This window comes from Enterococcus timonensis (genome assembly GCF_900104595.1).
Taxonomy (GTDB): domain Bacteria; phylum Bacillota; class Bacilli; order Lactobacillales; family Enterococcaceae; genus Enterococcus_J; species Enterococcus_J timonensis.
Genome location: NZ_FNVY01000003.1, coordinates 401,265 through 415,920, shown reverse-complemented (window position 1 = coordinate 415,920; position 14,656 = coordinate 401,265). Strand labels below are relative to the sequence as shown.

The following is a 14,656-nucleotide window of genomic DNA, read 5'->3' as shown; positions in this document are numbered from 1 at the left end:
TCAATTGCCTAAAGGAGGCAGATTTTTTATGACTGAAAAAATTGACAAAGAAATTTTGCGCCACGACTTGACCGAAGCGCTCACCCAACACATTCACCTTTTGCAAGAAGTGGAAGAAATTGACGAAGAAAATATGGAAGCTTTCACTTTTATGATGCGCAGCTTTGGCTTCATGTTGGACCGGGCGCCGAAAGTTTTGTACCGTGAAGCAGACGAAGACGATCTCAACTATATGATGTTTCAATATTATTCATTGTTAACCGAATTGAAATACAATATTTCCATGAGCTACCCTTACGCCACGCTAAATGACAAAACGTTGCTCCAACTCGCCGAAAGTTTCCCTTCTACTTATGAACGTGAATTAAAAAATTGGTGGGAAGAAAAGACCGGCCTTTCTGTTGACGAAACCAAACAAACCATTTCCGTCCCCGAATTTAAGTATTAGGATGTGAAAAAGGTGTAAAGCGTCGTAAGAAATTAGAAAAATGGTGGATGACAGCTTGCCTGTCAGAAGGCATTTTATCTATTTCTCTAGACGCTACCTTTTGAACACCGATAACTAGGATATGTAGGAGCTTTTTCTTTTTAAGGAAAAGCTCCTTTTTTGTAATTTTTTTAACGGTGTTTTTTTTGTAAAATGAGTCTTCGGTAAAAATTAGCAAAGAAAATTAATTTTCGGCGATTTTATGAAGAAATTTAGAAAATCTTAAGCTATAATATGGGTGGACATTTGTCAAAAAATCTAAAATATGGGGTTGTCGTATGATTGAAGTAACGAATCTGAAGAAAGTCTACGAAAATGGCTTTGAAGCGTTGAAATCTGTGAATTTCAACATCGAAAAAGGAGATTTAGTTTGTTTGTTAGGTCCATCCGGCTGTGGGAAATCCACTATTTTGAATTTAATCGCCGGACTTTTGACGCCAACGAGTGGCGATATTGCTTTTGCCGGTCAGTCGATCGTCAAAACAGAACCAAAAGATCGTAACATTGGGTTTGTTTTTCAAAACTATGCCCTCTATCCACACATGACGGTTTTTCAAAATGTCATGTTCCCGCTGACGGTTGGCGCAAAAAAAATGCCCAAACAAGAAGCGGCTGCCATCGCCGAAAAATATATGAAACTCACCAACATCGAAGATTTAAAGGATAAAAAACCAGGTACATTATCTGGTGGACAACAACAACGGGTTGCTATTACTCGGGCTTTAGTCCAAAATCCGCAAGTACTTTTACTTGATGAACCTTTATCGAACTTGGATGCGCGTTTGCGTTTGAGAATTCGAGAAGAAATTCGTCGTTTAGTAAAAGAAGTTGGCATTACGACGATTTTTGTTACCCATGACCAAGAAGAAGCTTTATCCATCTCTGATAAAATTATTTTACTTAACGAAGGCATTATTCAACAAAATGACGATCCGCAAAATTTATATTTAGAACCGGCGAATCTTTTCGTTGCTCAATTTATTGGTAACCCGATTATTAATATTTTACCTGTTGAAGTGAAAAATGGCACGATGCATTACGAAACATTTAGCGTACCAAATGAACGTTTTGTCTCTGATCGTTTTAAAGATACGATGCCTGAAGGAAAATATTTCTTAGGGATTCGGCCTGAAGATGTGTTACCAGTCGAGGCAGGTGACGGTGCCTTTTCCGCTGATATCGATGGCGTGGAACTTATCGGGCGCGAACGGATTTTGAAATTTGATGTGGGTAGCGAGCATTTGAAATCAATTGTTAAAGTGGAAGATCAAATCGAAGAAGGAGCCCACTTGCATTTTGATTTTGCTTACCATAAAGCCTTCATCTTTAAAGAATCCGGCGAGAGGATTTACTAATGCTGAAAAAAAATTACAACCCAGAAAACCAACCAAAAGCTTGGTTCTTCCTTCTGCCTGCTTTAGTGGTCGTCCTTATTTTTAGTATTTATCCGCTGTTTCGTTCCTTATATATGTCTTTTCAAAAAGGGTCACTGATTCGTCAAAGTTTTACCGGTATCGATAATTATCGTACGGTCTTAACGGATCCGGTTTTTTATAAGGCGTTACGCAACACGGCGCTTTTTGCTTTTACAGTTGTACCGATTGGTTTAGTGATTTCCTTATTGATTTCTTGGATTATTTTTGAAAAAGTGAAACATAAAAGTTTTTTTGAAACCATTTTCTTCATGCCTTATGTGACAAGTACGATTGCTATTGGGATTGTTTTCCGTTATTTCTTTAACGGTTCTTACGGGCTAATCAACTATTTGTTGGGCTTTATCGGCATTGGACCGATTAATTGGCTGGATAATATTCATATGTCCATGACCACCTTAATTATTTTCGGGATTTGGTCAGGACTTGCCTTTAATATTATTATTTTGCTTTCCGGATTTCGAAATATCGACTCCGAGCATTTTAAAATTGCTAAAATGTTTGGCGCCACCAACTGGGAAATTTTTCGGCGGATTACTTTCCCCGAATTAGTACCCACCATTACTTTTTTACTATTAGTCAATGTGATTTCTTCGTTTAAAGTTTACACGCAAGTTTACGCTTTGTTTGGCGGTCAACCAGGTCTGGCCAAATCAGCTACTACTGCTGTGTACTACATTTACGATAAATTCCACGTGGCTGGCCGTCCCGGCATTGCTATGGCTGCCACTGTCATCTTGTTTATTGTCATTTTAATTATTACCTTCATTCAAAATAAAATCATGAAGAAAGTGGGGAATCGTTAAAATGAAAAGAGTCATTAATATTATTTGCTACTTGTTTCTAATTATTTTTGCCATTGCGACGCTATTTCCTTTTATTTACATGGTCTTAGCCGGACTGATGACATATAGCGAGGCCACTAGCATCCCGCCAACAATTCTGCCGGCGGAATTTCAATGGGTAAACTATGCGCAAGTTTTTGCCAAATCACCTTTCTTACAATATTTTATCAATACCGTATTTGTTTCGGCGGTGACAACCATTGCCACTTTAATTACTTCGACTCTCGCTTCATTTGCCCTTACTAGCTTGAATTTCAAATTTAAAAATGTCGTTTTAGCGGTGATGGTTTCCTTATTGATGGTGCCTTACGAATCGATTATTTTCACCAATTACAATACCATTTCTAAACTCGGCTTATTAAATACGTACACGGCGCTTATTATTCCGTTTTTAACAAGTATTTTTTATATTTACTATTTAAATACGTACTTGCGGGGAATTTCGTCTACTTTTTACAAAGCTGCCAAAATTGATGGCGCTAGCGATTTAGAATATATTTGGAAAATTTTAATTCCCATGTCCAAACCAGCCTTAACTACCGTGGGGATTTTGACTTTTATTTCTAGCTGGAATTCTTTCTTGTGGCCACTTTTGGTTACTAATGACAAATCAATGCGTCTGTTAAATAACGGGTTGTCTGCTTTTGCAACGGAATCTGGTTCAGATATTCATTTGCAATTAGCAGCCGCTACTTTAACTGTGATTCCGATTTTAATTGTTTACTTGATCTTTAGAAAAGAAATTATTCGGGGGGTCGCTAAAGATGGCATCAAAGGCTAAAACAACAGTCACCTTCCATAGTGGCGTAATGACCATCGGCGGTACGGTTATTGAAGTCGCTTATGAAAATGCGCATGTTTTCTTTGACTTTGGTACCGAGTTTCGTCCTGAAATTCCTCTTCCCAATCAAGATCTTGAAACACTGCTAGAATATCGTTTGATTCCTCAACTGCCTGGCTTATATGATTCTAAACTTGCCGGTAGTCAGCACGATGAAGAAAATTTTATTAACACGGCCGTTTTTATTTCTCATGTTCATCTAGACCACACGAAAATGATTAATTATTTAGATGCTAAAATTCCTTTGTACGCCCTAGATGCGACGGCTAAAATTTTGCCCCTTTTAAATCGTAACGGGACCTTTTTATTGCCAGCTTCTGGACACGAAAATAATTTTACCCGTGACATTATTGGTGTCGCTCCGCAAACAGAAATTTCTGTCGGGGAGATTTCAGTCAAACTTGTGCCTGTCGATCACGATGCATATGGCGCTTGTGGTTTAATTATTACAACACCGACTGCCAAATTGGCTTACACTGGTGATTTGCGTTTGCATGGTTTACAACCAGAAAATGTCTGGGATTTTTGTCAGCAAGCGTATCACACCGATTGTTTAATGATTGAAGGCGTCAGTATTTCATTTCCGGAGCGAGCTGAAAAAAGTTTATCAGTATGTGATTCAGAAACGGAACTGGTTGAACGCATGGCCCGCCTCGTTAAAAATAATCCCGATCGGCCGATTACTTTTAACGCTTATCCAGCCAATCCTTTACGCTTTTTAGAAATGGCCAAAAAAATTTCCCGGACGACCGTGTTAACGGCTGATATGGCCGCTTTACTAAAAGAACTTTTGCAAAAAGACGAACATTACTACTTAAATCCGGGACAAATTACCCCATCTACTCTTGACCCCGCTCTTGAAGTTGCCTATGATTGTTTATTGAAGGAGCCGGAAAAATACTTTTGGCAAGTAACACAGGATTTTGAAAATTTATTAAATAATACCCTCTACATTCACTCCGACGCTGAACCGCTGGGAGATTTTGATCCGGCGTATGCGAAGTTTATAGATTTATTAGAAAAACTGGGGATTGAATTTGTCCGACTGTCTTGCTCGGGACATGCGACACCAGGCGATTTAAATAAAATCGTCAGTGCTATCGAGCCTAAACTTTTGGTTCCTATCCATTCGTTGCATCCAGAAAAATTGGAGAATCCGTTTGGCGAAAGAATACTGCCTGTTCGCGGGCAAAAAATACATTTTTAAGGAGAGAGAAAATGAATTTCAAAAAATGGGCTACAGTTATGTTGGTCACAGCTTCTGCTTTAACCTTGGCCGCTTGTTCTAATGGCGACGACAATGCTTCTGATGGAGGCAGCTCCGAAAGCTCTGAGATCGTAACTGAGGTCAAAGAAGGTACAACGGTATCGTTTTGGCACGCAATGAACGGTGTGCAAGAAGAAGCATTGACGAAAATCGCCGATGATTTCATGAAAGAAAACGAAAATATTAAAATTGAATTGCAAAACCAAAGTTCTTATGGTGATTTGCAAGCCAAAATTAATTCCACCCTCCCTTCACCAAAAGATTTACCAACTATTTCTCAAGCATACCCAGGTTGGTTATGGAATGCAGCACAAGACGACATGCTTGTGGATTTAAAACCTTATATCGAAAATGAAACAATCGGTTGGGGCGACCAAGAAGAAATCAAAGAAAGCTTGCTCTCCGGTGCTGAAATTGATGGAACACAATACGGTATCCCTTTTAACAAATCAACTGAAGTTTTAGTTTACAATGCTGATATGCTTAAAGAATATAACGTTGAAGTACCAACTACTTTAGACGAATTAAAAGAAGCTGCTCAAACAATTTACGAAGAATCTGATGGCGCTGTTGTTGGTGCCGGCTTTGACTCTTTAAATAACTACTACGCTATTGGTATGGAAAACAAAGGCGTTGAATTAACAAAAGACTTAGATTTATCTTCTGACGAATCTTCTGAAGTCACTCATTACTATGCAGACGGCGTTAAAGAAGGTTACTTCCGGATTGCAGGTTCTGATAAATATTTATCTGGTCCATTTGCTAATGGTCAAGTAGCGATGTTCATCGGCTCAATGGCTGGCGAAGGTTTCGTAGCAAAAGATACAGCTGGTAAATTTGAATATGGCGTTGCTCCTCGTCCTGAAAAAATTAATATCCAACAAGGGACCGACGTTTACATGTACGATGCAGCATCTAGCGACGAAAAAACAGCTGCTTTCTTGTTCATGAAATATTTGTCAACACCTGATGTTCAATTATATTGGGCTAACCAAACTGGCTACATGCCAATTGTTGACTCAGTAATTAACTCTGACGACTATAAAAATTCTGAATCAATTAAAACACCAGCAATCTTGGCTGATGCAACAAAAGAATTATTCTCTATCCCAGTTGTAGAAAATGCAGATCCTGCATACAACGAAATCCGCACCATTATGGAAACAGTCTTAGCTGACCCAAGCCAAGATGTTGACCAAGTATTATCAGACTCCCAAGCACAACTAGACGACGCCTGGAATCAATAAGACCTAGGTTATGAAAAAAGTGAGTTGCGACGTAGAGAATTAGGAAAATTTTTCGAAAATCCCGCTTTTGGATTTTTAAAAATTTTATCTATTCTCCTAGTCGCAGCTTTTTTCATACCGTCCACCAAGGCTGTCGAAGGCGCGTTTAACGGTGTAGAGAATTATCTTTTTTCCTAGTCACTGCGCCAGAGACACCGTCCATCAGGTTGTCAAACCTGAATCAAGAAACCGGAACGTTTCCTTTTGGAAACGTTCCGGTTTTTTTTGTTTGCTGAATTTGTTACACTAGAAAGCGAAGTTACATCAAAGGAGGACAAAATGAAATTAACAATTATGGCGACAAGTGACATGCATGGTTACATCGCCCCTACTAATTTTGCCGAGCGTAATCAGGATTTACCCTTTGGCGCGGCAAAAATTTATTCCATCATGAAAGAAATTCGAAAAAATACAAATGGTCCAGTCGTTACGATTGAAAATGGCGACTTTATTCAAGGATCAGCCCTCAGTTATTACATCGCCAAAAGTCCAGATCATGAAGTTTCTGAGTTAACGCAAATTATTAATCTAATGGACTATGATGTGGGTATCATTGGTAATCATGAATTTAATTATGGTTTATCCTATTTAAAAGCAGCCATCAAAAGTTATCATCATCCGATTTTATGTGCCAATATTTTAAATCAAGACGATACGGAAGCATTTGGCAAACCTTATACGATTATTGAAAAAGACGGTGTGAAAATTGCAGTCTTAGGACTCACCACCCCTTACATCCCTCACTGGGAAAAAGTTGAAACCGTCAAAGATTTACAATTTAAATCAATCGTTGAAACTGCCAAAAAATACGTGCCTGAATTACGTGGGTTAGCTGACGTAGTTGTTGTGGCCTATCACGGCGGATTTGAGCGAGATTTAGCTACTGGTGAACCAACAGAACGCTTGACTGGAGAAAATGAAGGCTATCAATTATTACAAGAAGTTCCTGGCATTGATGCTTTTATTACTGGCCATCAACATCGAGAAATTGCTGAAATTTTAAATGGCGTTCCTGTCATTCAACCAGGGTATCGCGGTGCTAATCTTGGCGTGATTGAATTAGAACTAGAAAAAACAGCCGCCGGATTTGCAGTTACCTCTTCTTTGGCTGAAATTATCTCGGCAGCCGATTACCCAGCAGCTCCTGAAATTTTAAGTGTCTTTGAAACATTGACACCAGAAGTAGAAACTTGGCTAGATCAACCGCTAGGAAAAGTTACTGGCGATATGATTATTCACGACCCCATGAAAGCTCGCCTTGTTGAACATCCTTATGTAGAATTTATCAATCGCGTCCAAATGTCTGCCAGTGGCGCAGATATTTCTGGTACCGCCCTTTTCAACAATGAAGGCCGTGGTTTTAATCCCTTAATTACGATGCGGGACGTGATTACCAATTACATTTATCCTAATACTTTGGCAGTTCTAAAAATTACTGGTGCCGATTTACGTCAAGCGCTAGAGCAAACGGCTAATTATTTCCAATTGGATGACGACGGAAAAATTATTTTCAATCCAAAATTTATTATGCCTAAACCACAATATTATAACTACGATATGTGGGAAGGTTTTGATTATACGCTTGATTTGCGAAACCCCGTTGGTAGCCGAGTGACAGAGTTTTCTCGTAACGGTCAGACAATTGACCCAGATGAAACTTTAGAAGTCGTAGTCAATCAATATCGAGCTGTAGGTGGTGGCAACTATCAAATGTTTTCCGCCGAAAAAATTGTTCGCGAAATTCAAATCGATATGACGGAACTGATTGCCGACTACCTTAAAGCTCACCCGCAAATTGAAGCTACTGTAAATCACAACTTTAAAATTTTACCAACTGAGGGCATTGAATGAAATCCATGATTTTGCATCGGAATATTGCCGGTGTTCCATTACTGGAAATTTTTCCCGCAGATAAAAAAAATCAATTACTTCCGACAATTTTTTTCTACCACGGATGGCGTTCACAAAAAGAATTAGTCTTAACTCAAGCTCGAAAACTCGCCGCTAAAAATTTCCGCGTGATTGCCCCTGACGCTTTAAACCATGGTGAACGGAAACAACCTGTTTCCAAGGTTCCTTCCCTGACTTTTTGGCAAAGCATTCAAGGAAATGTCGCTGAATTTTCTTTGTTAGTCCATGAATTAACTAAGAAAGGCTTAATCGATCCTGAGTTGGTAGCCGTGGGTGGTGTTTCCATGGGAGGTATGACGACAGCTATGCTATTAACCCAGCACCCCGAAATTATCGCAGGCGCTTGTCTTATGGGGACACCCAGTCCTCTTAGTTATCGTCAGTTCATTTTTCACCACGCCAAACGAGAAAATTTTTTCATTCCTGATGATTATTTTTCTCTGATGAGTTGGTTGGAAAATTATGATTTGAATTCGCAACCGGAAAAAATTGCCGAACGCCCCGTTTTATTTTGGCACGGTACACAAGATCCGCGAATTCCTTATCAAGAGGTTGCTGATTTTTACAAGAAAATTCGCCAGCAACCGTATGCCAAAAAAGTTGAATTTTTCACTGGCGAAAATGAAGGACATCTTGTTCAACCTGAATTAATGAATTTAACCGCTGATTTTTTTGCCAAAAGTTTCGAAAAATAAAAAAGCCATTTCGGCTTTTTTATTTTGGAGTGAAAAAAATATTTTTACCTGAATTTTTTAGATAATCCTTTTATAAAAAATCTTCTCTTTCCGGCGTGAATGAATCTAAAAGACGGGCGTCATCCGTCAAAGGAAGACAGCCATGCAGGACATCACTAGGAAAATAGATGGCGTCGCCTTGTTGGACGATTTTTTCCTGATAATTATCCGGCTCATCGATTACAAATTTAAATTTCCCTTGTAAAACATAAGTTGTTTGCACATGTTGATGACGATGCAAAAGAATCGGTTGGTCCGGATCTTGTCCTTTTTCAAAAATAATTAAAGCATTCATCAATCCTGATCCATGCGCTAGCAAAATGCGGGTCGTATTTTCATCAACTTTTTGGGCAACTCGTTCCTCTTTTGTAAAAAACATAGTTAGAACTTCCTTTCGTCTCTTTCTTTTCCTGGATTTCTCCCCTATAATAACGCTATTAGGGTAAATTGGGAGGAAAAAATGAAAAAATTACGTAATTATTTACTGATGGCGACAGCCTTATTGGTATTAGGGACTAATCTTGCAGGCTGCACAGCGGGCACCGGCAAAGAGGCGCAAGCAAATACGAAAACTTCTGAAGTCATTTCTGACAAACAATCTAGTGCCTCTTCATCCGTTGAAAAAAGCACCGCCGACTCTAGTAATGGAACAGAAACATCAAGCACTACAGCGGAAATTGTCGAAACACCTGCATCTGTGGCAACTACTAACAATGAAACTTTAGCACAAATGGAATTTTCCGGTACGCAAACTATTGAAATTAATAATAATGTGCCAACATTTTAAGCCGAAGAACTCGCTTTAAGCCAAGGAGCATTTGAACATTATGGCGACTTGGATTCTTTAAACCGCGTTACGGCAGCCGATGCTTTATTAAATGTTTCTTTAATGCCGACTGAAGAACGAGAATCTATTGCTAACGTTACGCCAACTGGTTGGAAAAATAAAAAAATTAAAAGTGGCTATTTGTTTAATCGTTCGCATTTAATTGGTTTTGCATTGGCTGGAGAAAATGACAACTGGAAAAACTTAATGACGGGTACCCGCCAATTAAATTCACCAGAAATGCTCCGCTTTGAAATGGATGTTAAAACTTATTTGGAAGCTGATAGTCAACGTTATGTGCGTTACCAAGTGACCCCCATTTTTCGTGGCGATGAACTGTTAGCTCGTGGCGTTCATTTGATGGCCCAATCAGTTACTGATAACAGTCTGGCTTTCAATGTTTATATTTTTAATATCCAAGATGGCGTTGAATTAAATTATGCCGATGGATCAAGTACGATTTCAGCGGCCGCTGTGACGACGCCACCTAGTGCGCCAGTGGAAACACCCGTCCCTGCTGCAGCCACTGGCGAAATGGTTTATGTCACTCCTACCGGCAAACGATATCACACACATCCTCATGGTAATGGGACTTTCACTCAAGCGACATTAGAGGAAGCCTTGTCTCAGGGTCTCACTCCTTGCCAAACGTGCTATTAATTTTAACTTAACAACACCGCATCATCATTCAGCTCTTGACCGCTGGCATTTTTAAATAATGCTAGGAGCTGTGGGATGGTGAGGTGTTTTTTTTCATCGCCAGAAATATCTACGGCGATTTTTCCGCGGTCCAACATAATTAAACGATTCCCGTAATCAATGGCGTCTTGCATATTGTGGGTAATCATTAAAGTGGTGAGTTGTTGTTGCGTGACTAGTTTTTCAGTTAAATCCATCACCGTAGCTGAAGTTTTAGGATCGAGTGCGGCGGTGTGTTCGTCTAACAATAACAATTCTGGCGTTTTTAAAGTAGCCATCAGTAAAGTAATTGCTTGTCGTTGGCCGCCAGAGAGCAACCCGATTTCTGCGGATAAACGATTTTCTAATCCTAAATTTAATTGCGCTAGTTTTTCTTTAAAAAATTTTTTCTGGCGTGATTTAACACCCGGTTGCCAAAAATTTCGCCACTGCCCGCGAGATAAAGCTAAGGCTAAATTTTCTTCCACAGTTAATAGCGGTGCCGTTCCTGCTTTAGGATCTTGAAAAACACGGGCAATATGGCGGGCTCTTTTGGCGACACCCTGATACGTTACATCTTGGCCATTAATTTTAATTTGGCCACGCGTGACCGGAAGACTGCCGGCGATGCTATTTAATAAAGTTGATTTGCCGGCTCCATTACCACCGATAATCACTACAAAATCTCCATCATCCAATTTTAAATTAATCCCTTTTAACACTTTCGTTTCATTAGATGTGCCCGTTTCAAAAATTTGCTCTAGATTTTTAATTTCCAAACTCATTTATTTGCCCTCCATTTCTTGACGATTTTTTTGGCGCAGTTGGCGTTGTTTTATTTTTTTAGAAATGAACGGGAAGCTTAAGAAAATAGTTAGCAGTAACGAATAAAATAAACGTAAAGCGTTCGGATCAACGCCGCGATCTAAGACAAAAGCGATAATCAAACGGTAAATAATTGAGCCTAAAATAATTGTTAACAACCGTTGGCCAAAGGTAATATTTTTCAGTAGAATTTCAGCAATAATAATCGCCGCTAGCGCAATAACTAACGTGCCAATCCCCATAGAAATATCGGCAAAGCCATTCATTTGAACCATCAGCGCCCCACATAGCGCAATCAATCCGTTAGAAATCATATAAACAATCATTTTCATATTATCGACACTAACGCCATTAGCAGCGGCCATATTTTGATTATTTCCTACTGCGCGTGCGGCTAGTCCCATTTCCGTATTGAAAAATATTACTAGCAATAAAATCACGGCCGCAACTACGATTCCCCCGACAATAAAAATCGCTGTATTTTCGTTAGCCACCGGAGTCATAGTGAAAATTGTTTTTTCGCCTCCCAGTAAAGAAATATTCGCTTTTCCCATCACAAACAAATTAATCGAATACAGTCCGGTCATGGTCAAAATCCCAGTAAGAAGAGCGGGAATTTCTAATTTGGTATGCATAATTCCAGAAATAAAACCCGCCGCCATACCGCCTAAAAATCCAAACAATGTAGCGATTATCGGTGACCAACCGTTCACAATACAACTGGCACAAATCGCGCCCCCTAACGGAAAACTTCCTTCTGCAGTCATATCAGCAATATCTAAAATCCGAAACGTTAAGTAAACGCCAATGGCCATCAAAGACCAGAGTAGTCCTTGGTAAATACTTGCGATAATAATTGAAATAGACATTTTATTTTTCCTCGATTCTTTTTATTTTTCTGGTAAATCTTCAACGGTTAAATCAAACAGTGCCAATCGTTTTTCATCATAAACTAAAGTGACCGCCGCCGGATCTTCCACGGGAAGTTGGGCAACTTTTTCACCATTTAAAATTTTTATCGCCAGGCGAGCTGTTTGTCGTCCTAAATCTTGATAATTAATTCCTAACGTTGCGATACCAGCATATTGAATCATAGTGGCATCAGCGGTAATTACTGGCACTTTCATTTTTTCAGAAACTTTTCCGATGGTGGGCATCGCCGCTGCGGCCACATTGTCAGCGGGAATATAGATGACGTCGCTTTGATCGGCTAAGGCAGTGGCGGCTTGTTCCACGTCATTAGTTGATGCAATAGTTTTTTCCACTACTTTCAAATTTAATTGCGCCAATTTTTTTCGAGCTAGTTCGATTTGAAAAACTGAATTGGCTTCAGCGGCGTTATATAATAAGCCGACTGTTTGCGCTTGTGGAAATAATTCATGCAAAAAATCAATTTGGCCGGCCACATCGACGCGGTCGGTAACGCCGGTGAAATTTTCTTCAGGTGCCGCCAGATTTTCTATTAGACCCGCCGAAACTGGATCGGTAATGGCGGTAAATAAAAGGGGCGTTTGATTATCTGATTTTTTTAAAGCTTGTGCTGCTGGGGTGGCAATGGCGATATTTAAATCATTGTGGCGATTTTTTATTTGATCGGCCATCATTTTTAAATTACTTTGATCCCCTTGCGCATTAAGAAACTGAATAGCAACTTCTTCTTTGCCATATCCTAATTGTGCCAGCTCCTCTTCGAAACCTTGGCGAACATCATTTAAAGCGGTTTGATCTAAAAGTTGCAAGATGCCGATTTTTATTTTACCGGTGGTATCTTCTTGATTGGTGCAAGCAGCAAGAGATAAAAATCCGATCATCATTAAGACGATGAAACTGATTTTTTTTACTTTCATTTTAATTCCTCCAATTTTTGTAAACAAAAAACCAGTCGCAAGAAAAATCTCTCCGCGACTGGCCAAGTAAAAGTCTAAAAAAAGACCACACGGAAATTTTTCTTCCATGTGGTTGATTGCATTGTTGAATGCGACCATCATGGATACAAGCTTCAGCCTGCATCCAGTGCAAACTGTCTTATCCGTAATAGCCGTAATAATAGGCGTTATTCAGTTGTGCTGAAAAATTATTGGTTGGTCCAGTCATTTTGCAACACTCCTTGCCCTTTAGTGGTTTAACTTTACCGCGATGTTTCCCACTTGTCAAGAAAAAAATTAAAATTTTTCTAACCAAGTTGTCAAAATATCAGTCAACATCTCTTGTTGCTGATTATTCGATATCGCCGCTGTCCCGTCCCCTTTTTGTTTTCCATAGCTTCCAAAGCCGGCATGATTGCCGCCACGAATTTCAATTAAGGTCGTATCAGCTGGTAAAAATTTTTGACTTTCTTGCCAAGTTTTTTGGTTTAAAACTTCATCATTGGTCGCTGTAACCGAAAGCGCCGATAAATTTTTATCCGCTAAACTCCCTTTTTCATCCGGGTAACTCGCCAAATAAAAAATTCCTTTCAACTGACTGTCACTAGTCTGGGCTGCAAATCGGCTCGCCATAACTCCACCTAAAGAATGGCCACCAATAATGTAGTCTTGACTCGGATTTTTTTCGACAATTTTTTTTGCTGCGTTAGGACTAAAAATGGCTAAATGCATTGGCAACTGCAAAAGATACACCGGATACCCTGCTTGTGCCAATTGTTCCGCCCAAATACTGTAACTTTTTTCAGTCACTAAAGCGCCACTATAAAAAAGAATCATTGGCTTTTCAGAAGTCGATGCTGGTGGGAAATACAAGGCGTCATTATTTTCTTTAGCTGATGCAGCAGACTTTTCGGCAGTCTCTGTTGGCTGATAAGTCGCTTGTTTTACATAAACCAAACTACCACCAACAATCACCAAGATAGTTATTAGCAGACTTAGTAATATTTTTTTACTTTTTTTCATCGGGATGTTTAAACTCCTTTAAATCGTGCTGTTCAATTGTTAAAAGACTTATTTTTTTATCCAGACCGCCAGTGTAACCTACCAAATTTTTGTTCGTTCCAACCACCCGATGACAAGGAATTAATATCGGCAAAGGATTTTTCCCGACTGCGTGACCAATCGCTTGAGCAGAAAGTTTTGCTGTGTTACGTTTAGCGCCAACTTTTTTAGCCAAAGCGCCATATGTGGTCGTTTGACCATAAGGAATTTCTTGCAACGCTTGCCAAACATCGAGCTGAAAATCAGTTCCTTCCATAGCAATTGGAAAATCAATTGGTAAGTTTTCTCCGGAAAAATAATGATCCAACCAATTAATTATCGGCAAAAAAGAATCCGAATTTACTGGCGTGTCGTCAACAATCTGCTCAACGAAATTAATTTCAGCCAAAACATGATTGCGGGCAATTAATTCTAAATAAACAAACGGCAAAGGTGCTTTATAATAAGTGACTTCCATTGTTGATTCTCCTTTTTGACTTTCTAGGGAAAAAGAGGAAATGATTTCTGACCGCAAATGGCCATGATCATTTCCTATTTCTTACAACCTAGTTGGACGCACTCTCGACATCCTTATTTATCGGTGTCTCTAGTGCAAC

16 protein-coding genes are annotated in these 14,656 nt (G+C 39.4%); 10 read left to right on the top strand and 6 right to left on the bottom strand.

Annotated features, from left to right (window positions below):
- Nucleotides 1–28: 28 nt before the first annotated feature.
- The 8 genes from BQ5341_RS03785 (at nt 29) to BQ5341_RS03750 (ending at nt 8,765) form a co-directional block, all read left to right on the top strand.
- Entirely contained in the window at nt 29–448 is a 420-nt protein-coding gene (locus tag BQ5341_RS03785; RefSeq protein ID WP_071130708.1) for a hypothetical protein, read from the top strand.
- Between the two features lie 317 nt (nt 449–765).
- Nucleotides 766–1,842, top strand: coding sequence for an ABC transporter ATP-binding protein (locus BQ5341_RS03780; protein ID WP_071130707.1), 1,077 nt, complete (start codon nt 766–768; stop codon nt 1,840–1,842).
- Nucleotides 1,842–2,726: a carbohydrate ABC transporter permease gene (locus tag BQ5341_RS03775; RefSeq protein WP_071130706.1), complete on the top strand. Its 885-nt coding sequence runs from the start codon at nt 1,842–1,844 to the stop codon at nt 2,724–2,726. The genes BQ5341_RS03780 and BQ5341_RS03775 overlap by 1 nt, the downstream gene beginning before the upstream one ends.
- 1 nt (nt 2,727) lies before the next feature.
- Complete coding sequence (locus tag BQ5341_RS03770; RefSeq protein WP_071130705.1) at nt 2,728–3,546, top strand: carbohydrate ABC transporter permease; 819 nt, start codon at nt 2,728–2,730, stop codon at nt 3,544–3,546.
- Nucleotides 3,530–4,813, top strand: a complete 1,284-nt coding sequence (locus tag BQ5341_RS03765; RefSeq protein WP_071130704.1) for an MBL fold metallo-hydrolase — start codon at nt 3,530–3,532, stop codon at nt 4,811–4,813. Before BQ5341_RS03770 ends, BQ5341_RS03765 begins: the two co-directional genes overlap by 17 nt.
- An 11-nt stretch (nt 4,814–4,824) precedes the next feature.
- Nucleotides 4,825–6,120 carry an extracellular solute-binding protein gene (locus BQ5341_RS03760; RefSeq protein WP_071130703.1) on the top strand — a complete coding sequence of 432 codons (1,296 nt, stop codon included), beginning with the start codon at nt 4,825–4,827 and terminating at the stop codon, nt 6,118–6,120.
- A gap of 318 nt (nt 6,121–6,438) precedes the next feature.
- Complete coding sequence (locus BQ5341_RS03755) at nt 6,439–8,010, top strand: bifunctional metallophosphatase/5'-nucleotidase (RefSeq protein WP_071130702.1); 1,572 nt, start codon at nt 6,439–6,441, stop codon at nt 8,008–8,010.
- Entirely contained in the window at nt 8,007–8,765 is a 759-nt protein-coding gene (locus BQ5341_RS03750) for an alpha/beta fold hydrolase (RefSeq protein WP_071130701.1), read from the top strand. The genes BQ5341_RS03755 and BQ5341_RS03750 overlap by 4 nt, the downstream gene beginning before the upstream one ends.
- A 70-nt stretch (nt 8,766–8,835) precedes the next feature.
- Here BQ5341_RS03750 and BQ5341_RS03745 read toward each other — a convergent pair whose 3' ends face one another.
- The gene (locus BQ5341_RS03745; protein ID WP_071130700.1) at nt 8,836–9,183 is read right to left on the bottom strand and encodes a cupin domain-containing protein; all 348 of its coding nucleotides are present in this window, start codon (nt 9,181–9,183) and stop codon (nt 8,836–8,838) included.
- Between the two features lie 81 nt (nt 9,184–9,264).
- Here BQ5341_RS03745 and BQ5341_RS10745 point away from each other — a divergent pair, with 81 nt between their 5' ends.
- Together BQ5341_RS10745 and BQ5341_RS10730 are read left to right on the top strand one after the other, a co-directional pair.
- Nucleotides 9,265–9,591, top strand: coding sequence for a hypothetical protein (locus BQ5341_RS10745; RefSeq protein WP_071130699.1), 327 nt, complete (start codon nt 9,265–9,267; stop codon nt 9,589–9,591).
- A 48-nt stretch (nt 9,592–9,639) separates the two neighbouring features.
- The gene (locus tag BQ5341_RS10730) at nt 9,640–10,290 is read left to right on the top strand and encodes a DNA/RNA non-specific endonuclease (protein WP_071130698.1); all 651 of its coding nucleotides are present in this window, start codon (nt 9,640–9,642) and stop codon (nt 10,288–10,290) included.
- Nucleotides 10,291–10,292: 2 nt separating this feature from the next.
- Here the strand turns inward: BQ5341_RS10730 and BQ5341_RS03730 are convergent, their stop codons facing one another.
- The 5 genes from BQ5341_RS03730 to BQ5341_RS03710 form a co-directional block, all read right to left on the bottom strand.
- On the bottom strand, nt 10,293–11,093 hold the full coding sequence (locus BQ5341_RS03730) for an ABC transporter ATP-binding protein (protein WP_071130697.1): 801 nt from the start codon (nt 11,091–11,093) through the stop codon (nt 10,293–10,295).
- Entirely contained in the window at nt 11,094–11,996 is a 903-nt protein-coding gene (locus BQ5341_RS03725) for an ABC transporter permease (protein WP_071130858.1), read from the bottom strand.
- Nucleotides 11,997–12,023: 27 nt separating this feature from the next.
- Nucleotides 12,024–12,980 (bottom strand): ABC transporter substrate-binding protein, encoded by a 957-nt coding sequence (locus tag BQ5341_RS03720; protein ID WP_071130857.1) that lies wholly within the window; start codon nt 12,978–12,980, stop codon nt 12,024–12,026.
- Between the two features lie 315 nt (nt 12,981–13,295).
- Nucleotides 13,296–14,021: an alpha/beta hydrolase gene (locus BQ5341_RS03715; protein WP_071130696.1), complete on the bottom strand. Its 726-nt coding sequence runs from the start codon at nt 14,019–14,021 to the stop codon at nt 13,296–13,298.
- Nucleotides 14,008–14,517 carry a methylated-DNA--[protein]-cysteine S-methyltransferase gene (locus BQ5341_RS03710; RefSeq protein ID WP_071130695.1) on the bottom strand — a complete coding sequence of 170 codons (510 nt, stop codon included), beginning with the start codon at nt 14,515–14,517 and terminating at the stop codon, nt 14,008–14,010. Before BQ5341_RS03710 ends, BQ5341_RS03715 begins: the two co-directional genes overlap by 14 nt.
- Nucleotides 14,518–14,656 lie beyond the last annotated feature (139 nt).

What these genes read in the sequence shown, in the direction of transcription:
- BQ5341_RS03785 (WP_071130708.1), top strand. Translation starts at nt 29, where the DNA reads ATGACTGAAAAAATTGACAAAGAAATTTTGCGCCACGACTTGACCGAA.
- BQ5341_RS03780 (WP_071130707.1), top strand. Translation starts at nt 766, where the DNA reads ATGATTGAAGTAACGAATCTGAAGAAAGTCTACGAAAATGGCTTTGAA.
- BQ5341_RS03775 (WP_071130706.1), top strand. Translation starts at nt 1,842, where the DNA reads ATGCTGAAAAAAAATTACAACCCAGAAAACCAACCAAAAGCTTGGTTC.
- BQ5341_RS03770 (WP_071130705.1), top strand. Translation starts at nt 2,728, where the DNA reads ATGAAAAGAGTCATTAATATTATTTGCTACTTGTTTCTAATTATTTTT.
- BQ5341_RS03765 (WP_071130704.1), top strand. Translation starts at nt 3,530, where the DNA reads ATGGCATCAAAGGCTAAAACAACAGTCACCTTCCATAGTGGCGTAATG.
- BQ5341_RS03760 (WP_071130703.1), top strand. Translation starts at nt 4,825, where the DNA reads ATGAATTTCAAAAAATGGGCTACAGTTATGTTGGTCACAGCTTCTGCT.
- BQ5341_RS03755 (WP_071130702.1), top strand. Translation starts at nt 6,439, where the DNA reads ATGAAATTAACAATTATGGCGACAAGTGACATGCATGGTTACATCGCC.
- BQ5341_RS03750 (WP_071130701.1), top strand. Translation starts at nt 8,007, where the DNA reads ATGAAATCCATGATTTTGCATCGGAATATTGCCGGTGTTCCATTACTG.
- BQ5341_RS03745 (WP_071130700.1), bottom strand. Translation starts at nt 9,183, where the DNA reads ATGTTTTTTACAAAAGAGGAACGAGTTGCCCAAAAAGTTGATGAAAAT.
- BQ5341_RS10745 (WP_071130699.1), top strand. Translation starts at nt 9,265, where the DNA reads ATGAAAAAATTACGTAATTATTTACTGATGGCGACAGCCTTATTGGTA.
- BQ5341_RS03730 (WP_071130697.1), bottom strand. Translation starts at nt 11,093, where the DNA reads ATGAGTTTGGAAATTAAAAATCTAGAGCAAATTTTTGAAACGGGCACA.
- BQ5341_RS03720 (WP_071130857.1), bottom strand. Translation starts at nt 12,980, where the DNA reads ATGAAAGTAAAAAAAATCAGTTTCATCGTCTTAATGATGATCGGATTT.
- BQ5341_RS03715 (WP_071130696.1), bottom strand. Translation starts at nt 14,021, where the DNA reads ATGAAAAAAAGTAAAAAAATATTACTAAGTCTGCTAATAACTATCTTG.
- BQ5341_RS03710 (WP_071130695.1), bottom strand. Translation starts at nt 14,517, where the DNA reads ATGGAAGTCACTTATTATAAAGCACCTTTGCCGTTTGTTTATTTAGAA.